The sequence below is a fragment of the Xanthomonas sp. SS genome, from assembly GCF_014236835.1.
Classification (GTDB): Bacteria; Pseudomonadota; Gammaproteobacteria; order Xanthomonadales; family Xanthomonadaceae; genus Xanthomonas_A.
Window position 1 is genome coordinate 852,023 of the sequence record NZ_CP051190.1, and the last position, 22,920, is coordinate 874,942.

14 protein-coding genes and 1 riboswitch are annotated in these 22,920 nt (G+C 67.6%); of the genes, 7 read left to right on the forward strand and 7 right to left on the reverse strand.

Going from position 1 to position 22,920, the window contains the following annotated elements; all coding sequences use genetic code 11:
- Positions 1-2: 2 nt before the first annotated feature.
- Both HEP74_RS03685 and HEP74_RS03690 read right to left on the reverse strand, forming a co-directional pair.
- A complete protein-coding gene (locus HEP74_RS03685; protein ID WP_185815234.1) occupies positions 3-923 on the reverse strand; it encodes a DMT family transporter in 921 nt (306 codons plus the stop codon).
- The gene (locus HEP74_RS03690) at positions 920-3,031 is read right to left on the reverse strand and encodes a glycoside hydrolase family 36 protein (protein ID WP_185815235.1); all 2,112 of its coding nucleotides are present in this window, start codon (positions 3,029-3,031) and stop codon (positions 920-922) included. The genes HEP74_RS03685 and HEP74_RS03690 overlap by 4 nt, the downstream gene beginning before the upstream one ends.
- 109 nt (positions 3,032-3,140) lie before the next feature.
- Between HEP74_RS03690 and HEP74_RS03695 the strand changes: the two genes are divergently transcribed.
- Complete coding sequence (locus tag HEP74_RS03695; protein ID WP_185815236.1) at positions 3,141-4,271, forward strand: amidohydrolase family protein; 1,131 nt, start codon at positions 3,141-3,143, stop codon at positions 4,269-4,271.
- A gap of 7 nt (positions 4,272-4,278) precedes the next feature.
- On the opposite strand, the gene HEP74_RS03700 is transcribed toward HEP74_RS03695, so the two are convergent.
- Entirely contained in the window at positions 4,279-5,058 is a 780-nt protein-coding gene (locus HEP74_RS03700) for a DeoR/GlpR family DNA-binding transcription regulator (protein WP_185815237.1), read from the reverse strand.
- 150 nt (positions 5,059-5,208) lie between these two features.
- Here HEP74_RS03700 and HEP74_RS03705 point away from each other — a divergent pair, with 150 nt between their 5' ends.
- Positions 5,209-8,064: a TonB-dependent receptor gene (locus HEP74_RS03705; RefSeq protein ID WP_255427883.1), complete on the forward strand. Its 2,856-nt coding sequence runs from the start codon at positions 5,209-5,211 to the stop codon at positions 8,062-8,064.
- Positions 8,065-8,432: 368 nt separating this feature from the next.
- Here the strand turns inward: HEP74_RS03705 and HEP74_RS03710 are convergent, their stop codons facing one another.
- The 3 genes from HEP74_RS03710 to ahcY all read right to left on the reverse strand — a co-directional run bounded on the left by HEP74_RS03710 (position 8,433) and on the right by ahcY (position 11,208).
- A complete protein-coding gene (locus HEP74_RS03710) occupies positions 8,433-8,987 on the reverse strand; it encodes a transglycosylase domain-containing protein (protein WP_185815238.1) in 555 nt (184 codons plus the stop codon).
- A 91-nt stretch (positions 8,988-9,078) separates the two neighbouring features.
- The gene (locus tag HEP74_RS03715) at positions 9,079-9,426 is read right to left on the reverse strand and encodes a hypothetical protein (RefSeq protein ID WP_185815239.1); all 348 of its coding nucleotides are present in this window, start codon (positions 9,424-9,426) and stop codon (positions 9,079-9,081) included.
- A 336-nt stretch (positions 9,427-9,762) separates the two neighbouring features.
- Positions 9,763-11,208: an adenosylhomocysteinase gene (ahcY, locus tag HEP74_RS03720; RefSeq protein ID WP_185815240.1), complete on the reverse strand. Its 1,446-nt coding sequence runs from the start codon at positions 11,206-11,208 to the stop codon at positions 9,763-9,765.
- A gap of 35 nt (positions 11,209-11,243) precedes the next feature.
- Positions 11,244-11,343: riboswitch (S-adenosyl-L-homocysteine riboswitch) on the reverse strand.
- Between the two features lie 345 nt (positions 11,344-11,688).
- On the opposite strand from ahcY, the gene ppc reads away from it, so the two are divergent.
- From ppc to HEP74_RS03740, 4 genes are all read left to right on the forward strand, one after another.
- Entirely contained in the window at positions 11,689-14,406 is a 2,718-nt protein-coding gene (gene ppc, locus HEP74_RS03725; protein ID WP_185815241.1) for a phosphoenolpyruvate carboxylase, read from the forward strand.
- Positions 14,407-14,522: 116 nt separating this feature from the next.
- Entirely contained in the window at positions 14,523-15,089 is a 567-nt protein-coding gene (locus HEP74_RS03730; RefSeq protein WP_185815242.1) for a TetR/AcrR family transcriptional regulator, read from the forward strand.
- 95 nt (positions 15,090-15,184) lie between these two features.
- Complete coding sequence (locus tag HEP74_RS03735; protein ID WP_185816491.1) at positions 15,185-16,174, forward strand: Lnb N-terminal periplasmic domain-containing protein; 990 nt, start codon at positions 15,185-15,187, stop codon at positions 16,172-16,174.
- Complete coding sequence (locus tag HEP74_RS03740; protein WP_185815243.1) at positions 16,174-18,114, forward strand: esterase/lipase family protein; 1,941 nt, start codon at positions 16,174-16,176, stop codon at positions 18,112-18,114. The genes HEP74_RS03735 and HEP74_RS03740 overlap by 1 nt, the downstream gene beginning before the upstream one ends.
- 185 nt (positions 18,115-18,299) lie before the next feature.
- Here the strand turns inward: HEP74_RS03740 and HEP74_RS03745 are convergent, their stop codons facing one another.
- The gene (locus HEP74_RS03745) at positions 18,300-19,322 is read right to left on the reverse strand and encodes an IS5 family transposase (protein WP_185815244.1); all 1,023 of its coding nucleotides are present in this window, start codon (positions 19,320-19,322) and stop codon (positions 18,300-18,302) included.
- A 519-nt stretch (positions 19,323-19,841) separates the two neighbouring features.
- Between HEP74_RS03745 and HEP74_RS03750 the strand changes: the two genes are divergently transcribed.
- A complete protein-coding gene (locus tag HEP74_RS03750; protein ID WP_185815245.1) occupies positions 19,842-22,655 on the forward strand; it encodes a TonB-dependent receptor in 2,814 nt (937 codons plus the stop codon).
- The last annotated feature ends 265 nt before the right edge of the window (positions 22,656-22,920 follow it).

Below are 22,920 nucleotides of genomic sequence, written 5' to 3' on the forward strand. Positions count from 1 at the left end.
AGTCAGGGGGAAGAGGGCGGTGGCGGCGCGCGCTCGGGTTCGAGCACCAGCAGCAGCGAGGCGACCAGCGCCAGCACCAGGCCGATCGCCTTCAGCGGCCCCGGCACGATGCCGGCGAACAGCAGCGCCAGCACTGCGGTGACCAGCGGTGCGCCGGCATTGCTCAGCGGCGCCACGACCATGGCCTTGCCGTAGCGGAAGGCGTAGACCAGGGTCACCGCGCCCACCGCGTTGAGCAGCTGGATGGCGGCGGTCATCCACGGCCCGTCTAGCCCGGTGTTGATCGGCTGCCGCCAGTCGGTCATCGCCAGCGCCACCGGCGCCAGCAGCAGGGCGCCGAGCGTCATGTAGGCGAAGATGCTTTCCGCGCGCACGCTGTCGTTGGCCAGCTTCATGAAGAACGCCTGCACGCCCCACGCCAGCATGATCAGCAGCGACTGCAGGAACCAGCCCAGCCCGCCGCCGCTACCGCGGCCGAACGACAGGTCCAGCAGGGGCAGGGCGAGCAGCGCCAGCACGATGCCCAGCGTGCCCTGCCAGCCGGTACGCTCGCGCAGCAGCAGGAACGACAGCGCGATGGTCGCCACCGGCGACAGCGAGATGATCGGGAACACGAAGTACGCCGGGCCGATGGTCAGCGTGTGGAACAGCAGCATCTGCCCGCCGGCGCCGAGCAGGCCGATGGTCAGGCCGTAGCCGATCGCCCTGGGCGAGCGCTCCAGTTGCCAGCCGTTGCGCCACAGCAGGTACAGCGCCGGCGGCAGCATGGTCAGCGCCCACACGCAGTACACCAGCGTGTCGGGGAAGCCGTGCGCCGCCGACAGCGGCGACAGCGCGCCCCAGAATCCCCACAGCACCACCGTGGTCAGGGCGAAGACCAGCCAGGGCCGGCGCCGCGCGGCGTACGTCGGTGCCGCGCTCATGCCGGATCCCTGGCCGGCGTGGCCTGCAGGAACAGGAAGCGCTCGAAGCGCGCGGGCAGGAACGCGTGCGCGGCATCGACCACGCCGAGGTCGCGTTCGTTGAACAGATCGCGCACCTGCCAGCGGCCCGGCGCCAGGCCGCGCAGCTCGACCTTGCCGTCCCACTGCGGCGCATAGAACGTGTAGTACTGCGCGCCGTCCTTGCCGATCGCATGCGCTTCGGGCTTGTCGAAACCGATGTCGTACAGCGTGCCCAGGTACTCGCCCTTGGGCAGCATGTGGGTCTTGTACAGGTCCACCCACTTGCGCCACAGCGCTTCGCGCTCGGGCGTCAGCACGAAACCGCCCGGCGGCAGCGGCACCGACGGATGCTCGGTGTCCTTGGGCCAGGTGAACTTGCTGGAGATCACCGCGCCGACGCCGACGCTGGAGGCGAAATCGTCGCGGTTGTCCGACAGTTCCACATGGTCGCCGGCGTAGCTGCTGCGCGCGCCGATCAGCGCCTTGATCGACTTGCCCTTGCTGCGCACCTGCCACGACGACAGCGGGTCCGAGGACGGGTACTGGTCGGTGGCCGGCAGGTTGTGGAACGCGAACGCGGTGCCGCACGGGCACAGTTCCACCACCGCCTGCGGATTGGCCTGGTGCGCGGCGCGATAGATCGCCTCCCAGAACTTGGCCAGGCCTTCGACCGAATCGTTCGGGCTGGCGTGGTGGTGCGCGGGGTTGTAGCAGGGCGCGACGGCGTTGAGATGCTGGCCGTCGAGCTTGATGCCTTCGAAGCCCCAGTCGCCGATGGCCTTCTTCACCAGCGCCACGTAGAAGTCGATGGTCGGCTGGTAGGCCGGGCACTGGGTCAGCGCGTTCCACCAGGTCACGGTCTGGAAGGCGCCTTCCTTGTCCAGCAGCAGCATGTCCACGTGCTCGTGCAGCACGTCGCTGCCGGGGTCGGCGGCCAGCGGCGCCAGCCACAGGCGCGGGCGCATGCCGTGCTTGCGCACTTCGGCGGTGAACGCGCGCATGTCGGCATCGCCGCGCGGGAACTTGCGCCGGTCGATCTTCCAGTCGCCTTCGTTGGTCTGCCAGCCGTCGTCCAGCACCGCCCATTCGAAGCCGAGCTCGCGTGCCTTGGGCAGCGTGGCGAAGATCTGCTGCACGTTGAAATCGCGCTCGTAGCCCCAGGCGCACCAGATCGGCGCGAACGCCGAATCCGGCGGGCGCGGGCCCTCGATGCCCTCGGCGCGCATGAACGCCTGGTATTGCTGCAGCGGGGCGAAGAAATCGCCGCTGTGCACCGCCAGCAGGGTGCGCTCGGTGACCAGTTCCTGGCCGGGCGCCAGCGTCGTCGCCTGCGCCGATTCGATCGCGATCGCGGCGCCCGCGGCGGTGCGGCGCACCGGCATGTCCAGCGGCCGCGGCACCAGTTCGACGTGGCCCACGGCGATGCCGACGTCGCGGCGCCAGAGATTGGCCACAGGCGTGCCGCCGCCGTAGTCGGAGGAATCCATCGCCAGCGTGTTGCGCTGCGCGAAGCCGTCGCCGAGCGGTTGCACCCAATCGCGGCGGTCGGTGTGGGTGGCGCCGGAGAAACTCCAGAAGCCGCCGGCCACGGCCGGCAGTTCGTGCGCGCCGTTGCGCCAGCCGGCCACTTGCAACGCGGTGGTGCCCAGGTTGCGATAGCGCACCTGCAGCAGCGCCAGGCCGGGCAGCGCGTCGAACAGGCTCACCGCTACCTGCTTCTCCACGCTGGCCTTGGCCGCGCGCCCGGTGAACACGGTCTGCCGGCCGCGGCCATGGCGCGGATCGTCCAGCGCATGCGTTTGCTGGCCGGTCAGCGCGAAATCGGTGAGTTCGCTGCCGTCGGCCAGCAGCAGCGCTTCGCTGGGCTGGTAGGCAGTCAGCGCCTTGCCGCGCGAGGACAGCCGCGTGTGCATGCGCCGATCGAAGGCGAGGGACAGCACTGCATCGGCGATTACCGGTTTGCCGTCGGCGGCGGTCGCATCGACGGCTTCGGCCGAGCGCGCCCAGGGCGCCACGCTCCATGCGGCAGCGCCGGCCACGCTGCCGACGACGTACTTCAAGACACTGCGGCGTCCAATCGGGGACATGGGCAACGGGTCCGGTGGCGTTGCCCGCATTCTGCGCGCGCCCCGACGATTGATGCAAGCGTTTTGTTTCGTTATGTTGCTACTTGTTTCGATGACGCGAGGTGGAGTGATGAAGACCGTCCTGATCCTGTTCGGCGTCCCGCTGGCCATCGCGCTGTTGGGCGGCGTGCCGGCAGCGCATGCGCAACCCGACGCGAAAGGCGCCAGCGCAGCCGACGTGCCGTATGCGATGGCCGATTTCGCCAAGGTCCGCAAGTACGACGCGCATGTCCACGCCAACCGCGCCGACCGCGCCTTCCTCGAACAGGCGCGCGCCGACAACTTCGAACTGCTCTCGATCAACGTCGACTATCCGGATTTCCCCAGCATCGAGCGGCAGCACCGCGCTGCGCTGATCCTGGCCAAGGCCGATCCGGCGCGCTTCCATTGGGCGGCGACGTTTTCGATGCGCGGCTATGCCACGCCCGGCTGGCACGAGCGCGTCGAGGCCGGCCTCGACCAGGCGGTGCGCGAAGGCGCGCGCGCGGTGAAGGTGTGGAAGAACATCGGCATGGTGGAGAAGGACGCGCAGGGCAAGCTGATCATGCTCGACGATCCCGGCCTGGCGCCGGTCGCCGAGCACATCCGCGCACTGGGCGTGCCGCTGATCGCGCACCAGGGCGAGCCCTACAACTGCTGGCTGCCGCTGCAGCAGATGACCACCAACAACGACCGCGAGTATTTCGCCAAGCATCCGCAATACCACATGTACCTGCACCCGGAGATGCCCTCGCATGCCGCGCTGATGGCCGCGCGCGACCGCTTCGTCGGCGCGCATCCGCAGTTGCGGGTGGTCGGCGCGCACATGGCCAGCCTCGAATACGATGTCGATCGGCTGGCGGACTTCCTTGACCGCTTCCCCAACGCCACGGTCGACCTGGCCGCGCGCATGAGCCAGGTGCAGTACCAGTCCAACCGCGACCGGGCCAAGGTGCGCGACTTCTTCGTCCGCTACCAGGACCGCTTGCTGTACGGCACCGACCTGACCTATGCGCCGGGCGCCGATCCGGCGCAGTTCCGCGCCGAAGCGCACGGCGTGTGGCAATCGGACTGGCGCTATCTGGCCACCGACGAAACCCAGCGCGTTGCCGTGCTGGAGGCCAACGTGCGCGGCCTGGCGCTGCCGCGCGCGGTGATCGACAAGATCTACTACAGCAATGCGGTGCGCGAATTCGCCGCGGCCAAGACCGCGGCGCAATAGGCCGCGATCAGGCGCGTACCAGGTCCACGCCCAGCGCCTGGCAGGCCTGGGCGACGTCTTCCGGCGCGCCGGTGTCGGTGATCAGCGCGTCCAGCTCCGACACCGGGATGATCCGGTGCAGGCAGATCTTGCCGAACTTGGAGCTGTCGGTGATGGCGATGACCGCGCGCGCGGCCTCCACCATCTTGCGGTTGAGCATCGCCTCGGGCTCGTAGTGGGTGGTGATGCCGCGCTCCAGGTCGAAGCCGTCCACGCCCAGGAACAGCAGGTCCACGTGCAGCGCGTCCAGCGCTTCGACCGTCAGCCCGCCATAGAAGGCCATGTTCTTGCGCCGCAGTTCGCCGCCCAGCATCACCAGGTTGATGTGGGTCTTGGGGCTGAGCGCGGTCAGCACGCCGAAGTCGTTGGTGACCACGGTCACGTCGATGTCCGGCAACGCTTCGGCCAGCTGGATCGCGGTGGTGCCCGAATCGATGGCGATGGTGTTGCCCGGCTGCACCATCGCCGCCGCGCGCCGGCCGATGCGGCGCTTTTCCTCCAGGTGCACGGTGCGCTTGGCGTCGTAATGCGGTTCGGCCGGCACGGCGTTGACCGCGCTGCTGTCGATGCCGCCGCCGTAGGCGCGCGCCATGACCCCGCGTTCGGCCAGGTAGCGCAGATCCTTGCGCACCGTCTGCAGGCTCACCCCGAACTGCTGCGCCAGGGCGGACACCTGCACGCTGCCGTGCTGGCGGACCAATTCGCTGATCTGGAGACGGCGCTGGCTGGTGTCACGGGTGACGGACATAGGGGGCTCCTTGCAAACGGTCCAGAGTATGCGACAGTTCGTTACATTTCGCTATTGATACAAAACGAAACATGATATAGGCTCGGTTTCGTTGCTTTTCATCTGGCCCCCGCACCGCCGTCCTACGCCCGCCAGCCCAGGAGACCGCCCGTGAACGCCGTTCGTCCGCATCGCCACAGCCTGTTCCATGCCATCGCCCTTGCCCTGCTGATGCCGGCCACGGCTTGGTCCCAGGACGCCGTACCGGTCTCGCCGCAGGTGCAGCCGGCGCCGGGCAGCGCCACCAGCAGCAACGCCGAGGCAAGCCAGAATCCGGTCGACCTGGAGACGATCCAGGTCACCGGCGTGCGCGCCGCCCTGGCGCGTTCCACCGAACTCAAGCGCGACGCGGCGACGGTGCAGGATTCGATCAGCGCGCTGGAGCTGGGCCGTTTCCCGGACGACAACGTGGCCGATTCGCTCAGCCACATCACCGGCGTGTCCATCACCCGCACCGCCGGCGGCGAAGGGCAGAAGGTCAGCGTGCGCGGACTCGGCCCGGAATACACGCTCACCACCTTCAACGGCCGCATCCTGGCCACCGACGGCGCCGGGCGCGATTTCGCCTACGACGTGCTGCCGGCCGACGTGATCAGTGGCGCCGACGTGGTCAAGGGCGCGCAATCGGTGCTGACCGAAGGCGCGATCGGCGGCCTGATCAACCTGCGCTCGGCCAGCCCGTTCGACCAGAAGGGCCAGCACGCGATCGTCCGCGCCGAAGGCGACCGCAACCAGATGTCCGAACTCAACGGCCGCAAGCTGTCGGCGGCCTACAGCAACACTTTTCTCGACGACACGTTCGGCGTGCTGCTGGGCGTGGTCTACGCCGAGCGCAAGGACCGCACCGACATCGCCGGCAACGACGGCGGCTGGACCCGCAATCCCGACCCGAGCGACCCGAGCTGGGGCGGCAACGCCTGGGGCGGCAATATCGATCCCAACGGCAATGGCCAGCTGGATCCAGACGAATACGGGCTGATCGCGCCGGGCCAGTTCCGCGTCGGCTCGATCCTGGAGGACAAGAAGCGCCGCGCCTTCTCCGGCAAGTTCGAGTGGCGGCCGAACGACGACGTGCGCATCGTCGTCGACGGGCTCAAGACCCGCCTCGATTCGCCGCAGGTGTCCTACCAGCAGTCGTACTACCCGTTGTTCGCGCCGGGACGCTGGTCCGACATCACCGTGCAGAACGGCATCGTCACCGGCCTCACCCTGGACAACCCGGATCCAGAGCTGCGCATGAATCCGGAGATCCTCAACCAGACCGAGCACCGGGTGGTCGACACCGACCTGTACGGCATCAACGGGCAATGGAAGGCCAGCGACAGCCTGACCCTGACCGGCGACCTGTACCGCTCCACCTCCAAGCGCTATTCCGGCGGCCAGGACACCTACGTGGTGCTGCGCATGAACCAGCCCAACACCACCCGCATCACCCTCGGCCGCAACGCCGTGCCCAACGTCACCGCCAGTTTCGACGACGGTCGCGACCTCGCCACCGGCCTGGCCAACGGCCAGTTCACCGACACCGACTTCAACACGCATTACATGGAACTGCGCGGCGACAACATCGCCGACGAGATCACCGGCGGCACTATCGGCGGCAAGTTGTACGTCGGCCAGTGGGGCGTGGACAACCTGCATTTCGGGGTGACCCGCACCGAGCGCAGCAAGCGCCGCGACCTGATCAACAACACCCTCAACGGCGGCGCCGACTACTATTCCGGCGACAACGCGATCAACGTCGGCGCGCTGGGCGGCAATGTGCTCGATCACACCTTCGCCCTGCCGCATTTCATGGACAAGGTGGGGTCCACGTTCCCGCGCACGTTCCTGGCCTTCGACGTGCCCAACTATCTTGCGCAGTTGCGGGCCTACGACGGCAACCCGCGCCCGGACGGCAGCACCTACGACTACGCGCTGGCCGCGCCGCAGTGGAACCCGCTGGAAAGCTACCGGGTCGAGGAGAAGACCAACGCCTTCTACGTGCAGGCCGACCTGTCCGGCGAGCGCTGGAACGCCGATGTCGGCGTGCGCCTGGTCAAAACCCGCACCCGCGCGCAGGCCTGGGACGCGAAGATCCTCAGCATCACCGAGAACGGCGCGTTCAACTACACCGCCGAATACGCCGAGCCGACCGCGATCGTGCAGGACGGCGACTACACCTTCGTGCTGCCGTCGGGCAACTTCACCTGGCGCTTCAGCGACGACCTGCTGCTGCGCGCGGGCGCGGCCAAGACCATGGCGCGCCCCTCGGTGGACAAGCTGGCGCCGACCAACACCACCGCCAGCGTGTCCTGGGGCGAGTTCACCCAGATCTACGGCGGCAACGTCAACCTCAAGCCCTACAGCGCCAAGCAGGGCGACCTGTCGTTGGAGTGGTATTTCGCCGAACAGTCCATCGCCAACGTGGCGGTGTTCTACAAGCGCATCGAAAACCAGATCACCACCAGCTGGGAGCCGAACCAGGACATCGGCGTGCCGGGCCACCTGTTCAACGTGATGCGGCCGATCAACGGCGACTACGCCAAGGTCCGCGGCATCGAGGCCGGCCTGCAGCATTTCTGGGACAACGGCCTGGGCTTCCGCGCGCAGTACACCCGCAACTGGTCGCGCAGCTGGGTCAACGGCGAGGAGCGCCCGCTGGAAGGCATCGCGCCGTCGGTGTACTCGCTCGGGGTGATGTACGAGAAGGGGCCGTGGTCGATCGGCGCCACCGCCGACCACACCGACGGTTTCGTCACCGCGGTCAACGTGCTGGGCGCCGGCTACAACGAACAGGCCGACAAGATCACCTGGCTGACCGCGCACGTGTCCTACGAAGTCAACGACATGCTGAGCCTCAGCCTGGAAGGCCAGAACCTGCTGGACGACGAGCAGACCTACAGCATCAACGGCAACCCGCTGCTCTCGCAGGGCTACTCCCGCTATGGCCGCGCCTTCACCCTGGGCCTGAGCCTGCGGTTCTGAGCATCAGTCTGCGGCTCTGAGCATCAGTCTGCGGCTCTGAGCATCCGCCCAGAGGACCATGCCTTAGCCCCTCTCCCACCGGGAGAGGGGTTGGGGTGAGGGTACGGCCCCAAGCGCATTGCTGGACACGCTCAAGCGTTCCCTCTTCAGCTCGCACCCGCAACGGCTAGGGCCGAGCAGCCGGCGAGGTTTCAATATGAGCCCTTCCGCTTGCATGAGCCCTTCCGCTTGGCGTCAGGTAGCCAGAGTTGCCAACTCAATATGGTGGTGTCAATTCAACGGGCGCATCCATCGATTCCAGAAAATCTCTTTCCGAAATAAAGCGGGCGCCTGAGCGGAGCCGGCCATGCCGTGTGACGAGCGTATCGTCAACGTGCAGCCCGTACTCTTGCCATCAAGCGGTCCCGTCGCCGATCCAGGCGCGACCTGTCGCTCAGGTACAGGCCAGGCGACCAGAGAATCGCAACGACCGTGGCCGCTTCGGGCTCGGACAGCGCACTCAACGGTTTCGCGTACAGCCGCTGCGACAGCTGGCTGAGGCCAAGGCCCGAGCCGTTGTAGGACAAGGTGGTGTATAGCGCCACGATCTCGTCCTGCGACAGGTGCAGCCAGACCAGTCGATCCCAGAGCACCGTGCGCGCATGCCAGGCGAGCATGCCTCCATCGCGCGGTACATCCAGGCGCGCCAGCAGCATGCGGGCGACGGCCGCGGTAGGCGGATAGTCGGCTTGGTGCGACGCAAGGATATAGCGGCGAATCAGTACCGGCGGATTACGATCCTGCGCTGGAGCGCGCTTGAGGAGCGCCTGGATCTCCGCTCGGCGCGGCTGGAACGCCACCATGTCGTAGCAGGCGAATGCGGCAATCGCAATCAGCAAGAGCGCCGTGACTGCGGTTAATGCCGAGGCTGCGATGCGTTTCATGGGATGTCACTCATCGGACCCGTACCGGGTTGAGGGCGCCTGGCTTGCATGGGCGGTTTTGACCGCAGAGCAGGGGGGTTACGCTGCCTGCTCAATCCGCGCAGAGCATGCGCACCCGTCCATCTTCGATGTATTTGTAGCAGCTGAAGTTTGCTACCCATTCCGAGCAACTGCCGATCGCTTTGGCACCCAACGGCAGGTTTTTCGCGACCAGGCAGCTTCCCTGGCAGTGCAGGCTGTCGGTGCATATCTTGAATGCATCGGTCGTCTTCACCGCGCAGGATTTCGGACTGCCGGGCAAGCCCTGCTCCGACCAGAATTGCCCGGCTGCCTTGCATGCGGACTCGGTCGACGGAATGGCGGGTTTCTCGGCCAATGGAATATCCGTCAGTTGTTTGTGCTGCAGGTTCCTGGCGCAGCCTAGCGAAAGCAGAAGCATGACGAGGCATGGCAATGACCACGTCATGAGCGCTGGTCGTCGATTGCTGTTGGGGATGCGCATGGGTGAAGGACTGAGTAGACCTTCAGGCCATCGCGACGCTCTGTCTGCATCGCTTCCGCGTCTGATCATGACGGTCCTATCCATGGATGTATGCGGGGCGATGCTATCGCTCGCCTCCATGAAGCACAAGCGACCACTGGTCGGTGGAGCTCGTCGTCTGCGTCATGGTCGGATGTCTCTAGGTCGCCCTGGTTACCAACAAAAAACGGGCGCCTTTCGGCGCCCGTTCTACTTATTAGCTCTTCGCGTCCGGCGGACAAACCCGCCGACCACTCAGTACCGGTAATGCTCCGGCTTGTACGGACCGTCGACCGAGACGCCGAGGTAGGCGGCCTGGTCGTCGCTGAGCGTGGTCAGCTTCACGCCGATCTTTTCCAGGTGCAGGCGCGCCACTTCTTCGTCCAGCTTCTTCGGCAGGCGGTAGACCTGCTTCTCGTAGCTGTCCTTGTTCTGCCACAGGTCGATCTGCGCCAGGGTCTGGTTGGCGAAGCTGTTGGACATCACGAAGCTGGGGTGGCCGGTGGCGCAGCCCAGGTTGACCAGACGGCCTTCGGCCAGCAGGAAGATCGCGTTGCCGTTCGGGAACACGAACTTGTCCACCTGCGGCTTGATGTTGATCTTCTGCACGCCGGGGTACTTGTACAGCGCCTCGACCTGGATCTCGTTGTCGAAGTGGCCGATGTTGCAGACGATGGCCTGGTCCTTCATCTGCGTCAGGTGCTCGATGCGGATGATGTCCTTGTTGCCGGTGGTGGTGACGTAGATGTCGGCCTGGCCCAGGCTGTCTTCGACGGTGTTGACCTCGAAGCCTTCCATCGCAGCCTGCAGCGCGCAGATCGGGTCGATCTCGGTGACGATGACGCGGGCGCCGTAGGCGCGCAGGCTGTGCGCCGAGCCCTTGCCGACGTCGCCGTAGCCGCAGACCACGGCGACCTTGCCGGCCAGCATCACGTCCATCGCGCGCTTGAGGCCGTCGGCCAGCGACTCGCGGCAGCCGTACAGGTTGTCGAACTTGCTCTTGGTCACCGAGTCGTTGACGTTGATCGACGGCACCAGCAGGGTGCCGGCCTCGGCCAGCTGGTACAGGCGGTGCACGCCGGTGGTGGTCTCTTCGGACACGCCCTTCCAGTCCTTGACCACGCGGGTCCAGTAGCCGGGGCGCTCGACCGCCACGCGCTTGAGCAGGTCCTTGATCACCTGCTCTTCGTGCGAGGAGGCGGGTTCGTCTACCCACTTGGAGCCGTTCTCCAGCTCGTAACCCTTGTGGATCAGCAGGGTGACGTCGCCGCCGTCGTCCACCACCAGCTCCGGGCCGGTCTGGGTGCCGTCGGCCAGGGTGAAGGTCAGCGCGTCGAGGGTGCAGTCCCAGTATTCCTCCAGGCTCTCGCCCTTCCAGGCGAACACGGGGGTGCCGGTGACGGCGATCGCCGCGGCGGCGTGGTCCTGGGTGGAGAAGATGTTGCACGAGGCCCAGCGCACGTCGGCGCCGATGTCCTTCAGCGTCTCGATCAGCACCGCGGTCTGGATGGTCATGTGCAGCGAGCCGGTCACGCGCACGCCGGCCAGCGGCTTGGCGGTGGCGTACTGGCGGCGGATCGACATCAGGCCCGGCATCTCGTGCTCGGCGATGTCCAGCTCCTTGCGGCCCCAATCGGCCAGGGAGATGTCGGCGACCTTGTAGTCGCCCTCGGTGGAAAAGCTCTTGCGTACAGCGTTCATCGGTAATGCTCCGGTCAATGGCGAGAAAACTCGCGAAGGTCCGGGCGCCGTTGTCGCTCAAGCCTGCCGCCGAGCCTGGCCGGGTCTGCAGGCGGAAAGCCTCGCATCGACACGGTCGCAGCGCCCCTCGGCGGAGGGATAACCAATTATAGCGGCTGCGATGTGAGGTGCTTGAATGGGGGCGCTGCGGCCTGGGACGCGGCGCACGCCGGTCATCCGGCGACGGCCCGCACCGGGGTCTCGCCCTTCGGCCGGGGAGCCAAGCGGCCTGCGTTGCCGAGGATGCCTGGCATCTGCAGGGCGGCTTCAGTCGCGAGGCTTCTGGCTTGGCGTCGTCGCGACCGAAGTCGCTCCCACCAGTCCTGGTGACCTTGCACGGCGGGGCGATGGTTCGCTATGAAACCGTTACCACGCCCGGCGAGGGACTAATACTTTTGGGTTAGTCTTGCGGCGCCCCCACAGCCGAGCCATGCGTTTCCGATGAACGAGTACCGCAGCAGCATCGTATTTGCCACGCCCGATATCCCCTTGCGCGACGACGTGCGCCGACTGGGGGCGCTGGTGGGCGACCTGCTCGCCGAGCAGGTGTCTGCGGAGTTCCTCGACGAGATCGAAACCGTTCGCACCACCGCGATCGCGCGCCGCGAGAGCGATGCACCGCCGTCGTCGCTGAGCGAGCAGCTGTACGGCCGCACGCCGCGCGATGCCGAGGCGCTGGTGCGTGCCTTCAGTACGTACTTCCAGGTGGTCAACATCGCCGAACGCGTGCACCGCATCCGCCGCCGCCGCGACTACCAGCGCAACAGCGCCGATACGCCGCAGCCGGACGGCCTGCACGATGCGCTGCGCCGGCTCAAGGCGCAGGGGGTGAGCGCGCAGGAACTGGGCCAATGGCTGCCGCGCATCGACGTGGAGCCGGTGTTCACCGCGCACCCGACCGAAGCGGTGCGCCGCGCGCTGCTGGAGAAAGAACAGCTGATGGTCGCCAGCCTGGTCGACAACCTCGACGGCATGCGCACCCCCGGCGAGCGCGCCACCGATGCGGCGCGTTTCCGCATGGCGCTGACCGCCTCGTGGCAGACCGCCGATTCCTCGCCGGTGCGGCCGACGGTGGAAGACGAGCGCGAGCACGTCGGCTTCTACCTGACCCAGGTGCTGTACCGGGTGATCCCGGTGATGTACGAGACCCTGGAGCACGCGATCGAGGAGACCTACGGCGAGCCGGTGCCGCTGCCGCGGTTGCTGCGTTTCGGCACCTGGGTCGGCGGCGACATGGACGGCAATCCGAACGTGGATGCCGGCACCATCACCGCCACGCTCGACGCGCAACGCCGCGCGGTGCTGGACCGTTATCTGAAGGAGCTGTGGCAGCTGGCCAGCCTGCTCAGCCAATCGACCACGCTGGTGGCGGTCAGCGATGCGCTGCTGGCGCAGCTGGAACGCTACCGGCAGCTGCTGCCTGAGGCCGCGGCGCACTCGCGGCCGCGCCATGCCGACATGCCGTACCGCCTGCTCAACGACCTGATGCGCGCGCGCCTGCAGGCGACGCTGGACGACGCGCCGGGCGCCTATGCCGCACCGGCCGAGCTGGAGCAGGACCTGCAGTTGATCCTCGACAGCCTGCAGGCCAACAAGGGCCTGCACGCCGGCTGGTTCGCGGTGCGCCGGCTGCTGTGGCGGGTGCGCAGTTTCGGCTTCCACCTGGCGCGGCTGGACGTGCGCCAGGAGTCCAGCGTGCATGCGCGCGCGGTCGCCGCGGCGCTGGGCGAGGACGATTGGGATGCGCGTTCGGCGCAGGACCGCGCCAGCGTGCTCGGCGCCTATGCCGGCGGCGAGCAGACCCTGCCCGCAGCGCCCGAGGATGCCGGCAACGCGCGCCTGGACGCGGTGTTCGCCGCGCTCGCCGATGCGCGCGCACGCCACGGCGCCGATGCGCTGGGCAGCTACATCATCAGCATGGCGCACAACCGCGCCGACGTGCTGACCGTACTCGCCCTGGCGCGGCGCGGCGGCCTGGTCGATGCGCAAGGCGCGGTGCCGCTGGACATCGTGCCGCTGTTCGAGACCGTGGACGACCTGCGCGGCGGCACCGACACGCTGCGCGACCTGCTCGCCGACCCGGTCTACCGCCGTCACCTGGCCGCGCGCAACGACGTGCAGATGGTGATGCTCGGCTATTCGGACAGCGGCAAGGACGGCGGCATCGCCGCCTCGCGCTGGGGCCTGCAACGCGCGCAGGTGGAACTGCTGGATGCGGCCGCCGACCTCGGCATCCGCCTTACCTTCTTCCATGGCCGCGGCGGTTCCATCGTGCGCGGCGGCGGCAAGACCACGCGCGCACTGGAAGCGGCGCCGCGCGGCAGCGTCGATGGCCGCCTGCGGGTGACCGAGCAGGGCGAAGTGATCCATCGCAAGTACGGCATCCGCGCGCTGGCGCTGCGTTCGCTGGAGCAGATGACCGGCGCGGTGCTGCTGTCGAGCATGCGTCCGCGCGCGGCGGACGCGCGCGAAGAGGCGTGGCGGCCGGTGATGGACATCGTCGCCGAGCACAGCACCCGCGCCTACCGCAGCTTCGTCGGCGATGCCGAATTCATGCGCTATTTCCGCCTGGCCACGCCGATCGACGTGATCGAACGGATGACCCTGGGCTCGCGGCCGTCGCGGCGGCTGGGCCAGGACGCGGCGCTGGACAACCTGCGCGCGATCCCGTGGGTGTTCGCGTGGAGCCAGGCGCGTGCGGTGATCCCGGGCTGGTACGGCGTCGGCAGCGGCCTGCGCGCGGCGGTGGAAGCGGGCCATGAGGACACGCTGCGCGAGATGGCCGCCGATTGGCCGTTCTTCCGCACCTTCCTCGACGACATCGCCATGGTGCTGTCCAAGGGCGACCTCAACATCGCCGAGATGTTCTCGCGCCTGGCCGGGCCGCTGCACGAGCGCTTCTTCCCGCGCATCCGCGACGAACTGGCGCTGACCAAGGGCTGGGTGAAGACGCTGACCGGGCAGGCGTCGCTGCTGCAGCACGACCCGCGGCTGGCGTTGTCGATCCGCCTGCGCAATCCCTACATCGATCCGATCAGCGTGTTGCAGGTGGACCTGCTGCAGCGCTGGCGGGCCACCGACGGCGAGGACGAGGACCTGCTGCGGGCGTTGGTGGCCTGCGTCAACGGCGTCTCGCAGGGCGTGCAGAACACCGGCTGACGGTCGCCGCGTGGGCCCCCCGCAACGGCGCTTGCCGCAGCGTTGCCGGGGGTGCCGGACGCGGTCCGGCCAACGCGGCGCTTGCAAGCGGACAAAATTGTCCGATAATCTGCGGCATGGAGATGCGACCCGATGCCGCCCAACGCCGCCGCCTGCTGCTCGACGCGGCCGACGAAGTGTTCTGCGAGCACGGCGTGCTGGCGCCGCTGGAGTTGGTGGTCGAGCGCTCCGGCTTGGGCCGGGCCACGCTGTACCGCAATTTCGCCGATCGCACCGACCTGATGATCGCGCTCCTGCAGCGCGCCCTGGATGGGCTGGAAGGCTGCGCGCGCGATATCGGCGAGCGCCCCGACGGCCTGTTCCTGCTGCTGCGCGATGTCGCCGAGCACATCGCGATGTCCGCGCCGCTGGCCGACTATTGGCGCTCGATGCCGCGCGACCATCCGCAGATCGAAGTGGCGCATGCGCGGCTGATGGCGATCTTGCTGCCGTTCCTGCAGCGCGCCACCGATGCCGGCCTGTGCCGCCCGGGCCTGGACGGCGACGACCTCAGCCTGTTGCTGGACATGCTCGGCGCCTGCCAGCGTGGCAGCGACGAAGCCGAACGCAAGGCCCTGGCGCTGCGCGGTTGCCGGCTGCTGTGCCATGCGCTGGCCACGCCCGCGGCGGCGGCGACGCTATGAGCCTGCGTCGCGGGCGAGGGCAGGGCCGCGCTGCCGCCGCGATCGCCGCGCGCAAGGCCCCGCAACGGCGCTGGCCGGCACGCCTGCTGCGCGCCATGGTGGCGCTGGCGATCGTGCTGGCCAGCGTCTGGGGCGGTCTGTTCCTGGCCTACCTGCCGCATACCGGCAATCTGGTGCGCTACGCCTCGGCGCTGCTGTGGCTGGCGATGGGCGGCGCCGCACTGTGGGGCCTGCGCCATCCGCGCGAGTACCGCGTGCTGCCGTGGATCTTCGCCGTTGCCTGCGCCGGCCTGGTGTTCGGCTGGTCGCAGTTGCTGCCCGAGCAGAACCGCGACTGGGCCGACGACGTGGCGCAGCCGCTGCAGCCGCAGGTCGATGGCCACCTCGTCACCCTGCACAACGTGCGCAATTTCGCCTGGCGCAGCGACAGCGACTACACGCCGCGCTGGGAAACCCGCCAGTACGACCTGGACCGGCTGGTCTCGGCGGACCTGGCGCTGTCCTACTGGATGGGCCCGGCGATCGCCCACACCCTGGTCTCGTTCGGCTTCGACGACGGCCGCCGGGTAGTGTTCTCGCTGGAGATCCGCAGGGAACGCGGCGAATCGTTCTCCGCGCTGGCCGGGTTCTTCCGCAATTTCGAACAGGCGATGATCGCCGCCGACGAGCGCGACATCCTCGCGGTGCGCAGCAACGTGCGCGGCGAAGACGTCTACCTGTACCGGCTGAACATTCCGCGCGCGCAGCTGCGCCAGCTGTTCATGGGCTACGTGGCGCGCGCGCAGCAGCTGCAGCGCACGCCGAAGTTCTATAACACCGCCACCAGCAACTGCACCACCATCGTGTTCGAGCTGGTGCGCAAGTTCGAACCGCAACTGCCGCTGGACTACCGCTTGTTGCTGTCCGGCTACCTGCCGTCGTACGTGTACGCGCAGCACGGCTTCGTGCCTGGCTACGCGCTGGCCACGCTGCAGGCGCGCGGGCGCATCGGCGAGCGCGCGCGCCAGGCCGGCACCGGCGCCGATTTTTCGCAGCGTATCCGCGAAGGCATCCCCGGCGAAGAACCGTCCGGAGTACCCCGCTGATGCGCGCGGCATACGCGATGCGGCAGCTGGCGGCGCGTGCGCTGCTGGCCGTGGGCCTGCTCGCCGGGTCCGGTTGCGCCATGGTCACCGTGCAGTCGCGCGCGGCCGGCGATTACATCGCCACCAAGCGTGGCGACGTGCTCAGCACCGGCGAACTCAGCGACGCCAGCCAGGAAACGCTGCGCGTGGTCGCGATCGAGCGCAAGCCCTGCGAGGCCGACATCCCCGTCTGCGCCGCGCAACTGCGCACGGTGCAGGGGCTGGACGAGGAACGCCGCCTGGCGACGTTGTCGGAGCTGTGGTTGCGTGCGGCGACGACGCGTACGCCGAAGGGGACCGTCGCGCTCGACGATGCGGCCTTGCAGGCATGGCTGGAAACCGCGCGCTACGCCTATGCCTACCTGTTCTATACCGAACGCCCGGCCAGCGCGCGCGCCTTCGAAGACCGGCAGACCCAGGTGCGCGACTACTACAACTACGCGGTGCAGCACGTGGCCGGCGCGCTGTTCGAACGTTGGCGCGCGCGCAGCGCCAGCGGCGAATTGCGCGACGACGACACGCTGCCCGCCGCCGGCTGGCAGGTGCGCGCGGAGCTGGACAGTTTCCGCCTGCCGGGCGGGGTGGCGCGGCCGAATGCGATGGTGCCTGCCGCCTCGCTGCGTTTCGACGGCCTGCGCAGCACCTATCGCCGCGATGGCTTCGGCGCCGAGCTGGTGGCGGAGGTGTCGCCGGCGCAGGTCGGCGATCCGACCGCGATCATGGCTGTCGCGAAGCCAGGGCAAGCGGTCGCCGACACCGCCGGCTACAGCGAACTTTCGTACGCGCCGACCACCGTGCTGCTGCGCTTCGAAGGCGACAGCCTGGCGCAGGTGCTGGACACGCGTAGCTTGGTGATCGCGCCCTACGATCCGTATCGCGACAACGAGGTCGTGGTGCACGGCCAGCGGCTGCCGCTGGCGGCCAATTTCACTGCCGCCTACGGCCTGTGGCTGGCGCGTTCGGGATTCGCCAAGCAGTCGTTGCGCTCGATGCTGGGGCGCGAACACGGCATCGAGCAGCCGCACCTGTACCTGATGCAGCCCTACGACCCGAACCGGCGCATCGTGCTGATGCTGCACGGCCTGGGCAGCAGTCCCGAAGCCTGGGTCAACGTCGCCAACGAGATCATGGGCGACGAGCAACTGCGCCGCCACTACCAGATCTGGCAGGTCTACTACCCGACCAACATGCCGATCGCCTGGAACCGCGCGCAGATCGAAACCTTGCTGCAGCAGACCCTGCACGATTTCGATCCGCAGGGGCAGGCGCCGGCCTCGCGGCACATGGTGCTGATCGGCCACAGCATGGGCGGAGTGATCGCGCGGCTGCTGGTCAGCAACTCCGGCGAGCGCATCTGGAACGACCTGCTCGCCGGCCGCGACCTGAGCGGCGAGCGCGGCGCGCGGATCCGCGAGCGCCTGCAGCCGCTGTTGCGCTTCGCGCCGCTGCCGCAGGTGGACCGCGTCATCTTCATCGCCGCGCCGCACCGCGGCACCTCGTTCGCCGAGGGCCGCATCGGCCGTCTGGTCGGCGGGCTGATCCGCCTGCCGGTGACCTTGCTGCAGCGTTTCACCGAAGTGATGCAGGACATGGCCGACCAGGACGGCGCGCCGCAGCGCCTGCCCAACGGCATCGACAACCTGCGCGATACCGACCCGTTCGTGCGTGCGGCCGCCGAGCTGCCGATTTCGCCAGCCGTGCGCTACAACTCGATCATCGCCCGGCGCGACCCGGCGGTGCCGCTGGCCGTCGCCGACGACGGGCTGGTGCCGTACCGCAGCGCGCATCTGGATGGCGCCGAATCGGAACTGGTGATCACCTCCGGGCACAGCGTGCAGGAGACGCCGCAGGCGATCCTGGAGATCCGCCGCATCCTGCATGCGCAGATCGCATCGGAGTGATGCCGTCGGAGCCGATGCGCCTCCTTGTGGGAGCGACTTCAGGGCACCTCGAACAACCATAGTTTCATCACTATGAGCCGCGAGTACGCAGCAGCAGCGTGTCTTGAGGACGACTTCAGTGCATTGCCGGCTTGCTGAATGGCATTGATGTGCCAGGTAAGGCGGCCGTCGGCCGCCTTACCTGATCACGCCGGCACGATGCCGCGATGCTGCAGCCGCGCCAGCCGCATCAGGTTGTGACTGGCGACCTTCAACCCGATCACCACCCTAGCCCGTGCCAACCCGATGGTGCGCAGGTATTTACCGCCCTGCTGCGCCAGCCGCGCGAACGGGTGTTCGCCGAACACCCGGTCCTTGGCAAGCCGCCGGTTGCGGCGCTGTTCGGCCGCGCTTAGCGGCTTGCGCGCCTGGCCCTGGTGCTGAATGGCGGCTCGATAGCCGCGTTGCGTCAGATCGGCCTCCCGCGATGCGTCGGCATAGCCACTGTCGGCCCACACCGTGCGTCCGTGATTGCTGGGGTCCAGCACGTCCTCGAAGTGTCGGCTGTCATGCACGTTGGCTGCGCTCACCGCATGTCGGCGGATGAAGCCCCAACGCCGATCGGTGCTGGCGTGCAGCTTGTAGCCGTAATGCGCCTTGCCGTGCTTGCGCGTCCAACGCGCTTGCACATCCTTCTGCGCGCGCTTGGCGTCGCTCCAGTCTTGGCCTACCTCGCCACCCTGCTTGATCTGTGCGTTCTCCTCGCGCGTGTTGCGTTGGATCGGGGCGCTGACGATGCTCGCATCGATGATCTGACCGCCACGCGCAATGAATCCCGCCCGCTGCAATTGCACGCCGACCGCTGCGCTGATGTCGCCCATCACATCCTGCGCCTTGAGCCGCTCGCGCCACACCCAGATCGTCTTGGCGTCAGGCACCTTGCCGCTGTGTTCCAGTCCAAGGAACTGCTGGAAACTGCGCCGATCCAGCACCTGGTACTCCAGCGCATCGTCAGAGAGGTTGTACAGCTGCTGCAACAACAACAGTTTGATCATGAGCTCTGTCGGCCAGGCCGGACGGCCCCCGCGCGTGCCGGTGCCCAAGGACAGCTTCGCATCGACGGCTTGGGCAATCGTTGCGAAATCGATATGGCGAGACAACACCGCCAGCGGGTCGCCTATCTGCTGGCGCTTGGCTTCGCGTTCGTGTCCGGCAAACAGGCTGATCATCGCGGGGCCTCGGCTCTCTCTTCTGACCATATGATGCCAAAGAAGGAGGTTTTTAGAGGTGCCCTTCAGTCGCGACGCGCACTACCGTTAGAACTCGCCGCGACTGTCCAGGTGCATTGTAGGAGCGGCTTCAGCCGCGACAGTCTCCATCGCCGTCAGGCCCGCCGCTTCGTTCGTCGCGGCTGAAGCCGCTCCTACAGTGGCGTTTATGGTGCGCCGGATGCCAGCGGCAAGGCGCCGCAGCCATGCGCTCCTGCAATACGCACGTATATGCATCACCGGCGTATCGCATTCCGTTCACCTATGAACTCCGTCACGCGTCTGTAAACATCGACGCACACACTGCGCCGCAGTTGTTAACGGGCCGTCAGTTCGCACGGCTCAGCTCCGACACGGAACTCCCCCCAGATGTTCGCCCAGTTGCCGGCTGCACGCCGGCGATACGGGCAGTGCTTTGCCTTCTCCGGCCGCGGCGTCGCCGCGTGCCGGGACACCACCCCACGTCCTGATGGAATGTCCATGAACCACGCATCGCACCGCGCCAGGCCGCACCGGCTTGCCGGATCCATCGCCCTGGCCCTGAGCCTGGCCCTCGCCGCCGCCGCCCATGCCGAAGACCCGGCGCAGCAGCAGGCGCAGAACAACGCCGGCGACGACACCGCGCCGGCCGCCGCCAAAGGCAACGCGCAGACCCTGTCGACCGTGACCGTCGCGGCGAACCGCTACACCGCCGCCGACATGCAGATGGCGGCCAGCAACACCGCCAACGTGCTGTCTGCCGACGACCTGAAGTACACCGCCGTGCACAACATCGCCGAGGCGCTGGGCCTGCTGCCGGGCGTCAACGTGGTCAACACCGGACAGTCGTATTTCGGCGGCGTCGACGGCGCCGCGCGCGGCGAGGGCATGTTCGCCTCGGTGCGCGGCCTCAACGCCGAATACAACGTCAACCTGATCAACGGCGTCAACGTCGCCCAGGGCATGCCGTACAGCCGCAGCGTGCAGCTGAGCCTGCTGCCGCCGTCCGGCCTGCAGACCATCGTGTTGAACAAGACCTCGACCGCGGCGATGGACGGCGATGCGATCGGCGGCACCATCGACTACCGCACTCCCAGCGGCTTCGACTACAGCGACGCGATCGGCGGCAGCATCACCGCCAGCGGACGCATGGAAAGCCGCGCCCGCGACTACGACGAGAGCGGCCTGGGCAAGGGCGCGGCCGGCGAGTTCCATGCCAAGTTCGGCAGCGAGCACCAGTTCGGCATCTATGCCAGCGCCTACTACGACGAGCGCCACTATGTGAACAGCGAAGTGGCCAGCGCTTCCGCTGCGCGCAACGACGGTTCGTGGGAATTCGCCCGCACCACCGCCAAGGGCGCACTGGCGTCCGGCTACGACGCGGAAGATTCGCTGCAGTCCACCGGCACCAACATCGGCTATTCCGGCGGCGACACCAAGCGCTACGGCGGCAACGTCTCCTTCGATTGGCATGTGGATCCGAGCCTGCAGCTGTATGCGCGGGCGACCTACGCCTACGCCAAGACCGAGCAGAACACCGGCTACACGCAGTTCGTGCCGGCCAGCGTCAGCTACACCCAGATCGGCAGCACCGGCGTGTACCAGCCGCAGATCGACCGCGTCGCGGTGCGCTACTGGTACGAAACCAACCCGGAAGTGGCCGACATCGCCACGTTCCAGTTCGGCGCCGACAAGCAGCTCGGCAACTGGACGCTGTCGCCGAACCTGTTCTACGGTTACGGCGACAACGATCGCCCGGACCACATCGAAGTCTCCGCGCGCGTGGATCAATACACTTCCACCCAGTTTCCGTACGGCGCCAACAGCTTCATCGGCTACGACAGCGAAGGCTTCCCGGTGCCGCAGCTGACCGCCGCGATGCAGAACCAGGCCGGCGACATCGGCAGCCTGTACGCGCGCCGCCACGGCCAGCTGACCAAGTCCTACAGCGGGCAGAAAAAGGGTGGCGCCAAGTTCGACGCGCGCTACGACTTCGACGAGGGCGCGCTGAGCAGCCTGCAGTTCGGCGTGAAGTACGTGGACAGCTCGCGCGAATACACCTCGCGCGACTGGACCACCGGCAAGTTCACCGACGGCACCCTGCTGGAGAACAGCGGCCTGGTCAGCGGCAGCTACGACTCGGTGTATCCGGGCAAGTACGACTACCCGACGGTCAAGCTGAGCAACTCGGCGCTGAAGGCTTCGATCGCCAAGTATCTGACCGCGGACAGCTTCGATACCTGCGGCAGCCTGGCGATCAACAACCAGAACTGCGCGACCATGCGCGGCACCGAGGCAGTGGCCGCGGCGTATGCGATGGCCACGTTCAAGACCGGCGACCTGGAAATCATCCCCGGCGTGCGCTTCGAACAGACCCGTATCCGCAATACCTACTGGACGATGCCCAAGGACAGCGGCGGCAACGAGCTGGCCGGCTACTTCCAGAACAACCACACCAGCTACGACGTGCCGCTGCCCAGCGTGTTCCTGAACTACCGCCCCGGCAATGCCAACGCGGTGTACCGCGCCTCGGTGTGGACCAGTTACACGCGCCCGGCGTTCGTGCAGCTCGGCGGCGGCTCCAACTACGACGTGTCCAGTGACGGCAAGACCACCATCACCGAAGGCAATCCCGATCTGAAGCCGATCAAGGCGGTCAACGTCGACGTCTCCGGCGAATGGGACAACGGCGTCGGCGGCCACGCGATGCTGGCGGGCTACTACAAGCGCCTGTCGGACTACATCTACGAGAACGGTTCGGACGCGGCCAATGCCGGCACCAACACCGACGCCAGCGGCGTGCGCTACGTGCGTCCGCAGAACGGCGGCGACGGCAAGGTGCTGGGCGTGGAAGCGGCGGTGCGGCAGACCCTGCAGGGCATGCCGGCACCGCTGGACGGCTTCGGCATCGGCGCCAACGTCACCCGCCAGTCCACCCGCGTCGACCTGGGCATGGCCGGCTTCCACGACGAGCGCATCCAGAACGCGCCGGACCTGATGGCCAATGCCGAGCTGTTCTACGAGAAGGGGCCGCTGTCGGTGAACCTGAGCTACCACTACTCGGGCGAATACGTGTCGGCCTACGACTACCTGGACCAGGGCGCCAGCTGGGACGATATGTGGGTGAAGCCGATCACCCGCGTCGACCTGCATGTGGGTTACGCGGTGAACGAGCACCTGCGCGCCGACCTGTCGGTGGCCAATCTGACCAATCGCCTGAGCTACTGGGCGCACGTCGGCCGCAACAGCACCGCGATCTCGGACATCGTCGATGCCGGGCGCACCAGCCTGCTGACTGTGAAGTACACGTTCTGAGCCGGCGGCCTGATACATGCCGGTTTCCCTCGCGCGTCGCGGCATGTCGCCGCGACGCGTGTCGGCGTGCATGCAGTTAACCGACGCGTTGTACGGGCGCATGATGGCCGGCGCGCGCAACCGGTAGTGGCGTTGGATGTGCAGCGGATCGGCAGCGATGACGCCACCGGTGCGTCTTCCCTGCAACGGCTTGGCGACCGATTCGCCAGCGCTGCGGTCTTGCGCTGCAATCGGATCGGCATGCCCGGCGATGCGTGTGGTGCAA

What these genes read in the sequence shown, in the direction of transcription:
- HEP74_RS03685 (WP_185815234.1), bottom strand. Translation starts at nt 923, where the DNA reads ATGAGCGCGGCACCGACGTACGCCGCGCGGCGCCGGCCCTGGCTGGTC.
- HEP74_RS03690 (WP_185815235.1), bottom strand. Translation starts at nt 3,031, where the DNA reads ATGTCCCCGATTGGACGCCGCAGTGTCTTGAAGTACGTCGTCGGCAGC.
- HEP74_RS03695 (WP_185815236.1), top strand. Translation starts at nt 3,141, where the DNA reads ATGAAGACCGTCCTGATCCTGTTCGGCGTCCCGCTGGCCATCGCGCTG.
- HEP74_RS03700 (WP_185815237.1), bottom strand. Translation starts at nt 5,058, where the DNA reads ATGTCCGTCACCCGTGACACCAGCCAGCGCCGTCTCCAGATCAGCGAA.
- HEP74_RS03710 (WP_185815238.1), bottom strand. Translation starts at nt 8,987, where the DNA reads ATGAAACGCATCGCAGCCTCGGCATTAACCGCAGTCACGGCGCTCTTG.
- HEP74_RS03715 (WP_185815239.1), bottom strand. Translation starts at nt 9,426, where the DNA reads ATGCTTCTGCTTTCGCTAGGCTGCGCCAGGAACCTGCAGCACAAACAA.
- ahcY (WP_185815240.1), bottom strand. Translation starts at nt 11,208, where the DNA reads ATGAACGCTGTACGCAAGAGCTTTTCCACCGAGGGCGACTACAAGGTC.
- ppc (WP_185815241.1), top strand. Translation starts at nt 11,689, where the DNA reads ATGAACGAGTACCGCAGCAGCATCGTATTTGCCACGCCCGATATCCCC.
- HEP74_RS03730 (WP_185815242.1), top strand. Translation starts at nt 14,523, where the DNA reads ATGGAGATGCGACCCGATGCCGCCCAACGCCGCCGCCTGCTGCTCGAC.
- HEP74_RS03735 (WP_185816491.1), top strand. Translation starts at nt 15,185, where the DNA reads ATGGTGGCGCTGGCGATCGTGCTGGCCAGCGTCTGGGGCGGTCTGTTC.
- HEP74_RS03740 (WP_185815243.1), top strand. Translation starts at nt 16,174, where the DNA reads ATGCGCGCGGCATACGCGATGCGGCAGCTGGCGGCGCGTGCGCTGCTG.
- HEP74_RS03745 (WP_185815244.1), bottom strand. Translation starts at nt 19,322, where the DNA reads ATGATCAGCCTGTTTGCCGGACACGAACGCGAAGCCAAGCGCCAGCAG.
- HEP74_RS03750 (WP_185815245.1), top strand. Translation starts at nt 19,842, where the DNA reads ATGAACCACGCATCGCACCGCGCCAGGCCGCACCGGCTTGCCGGATCC.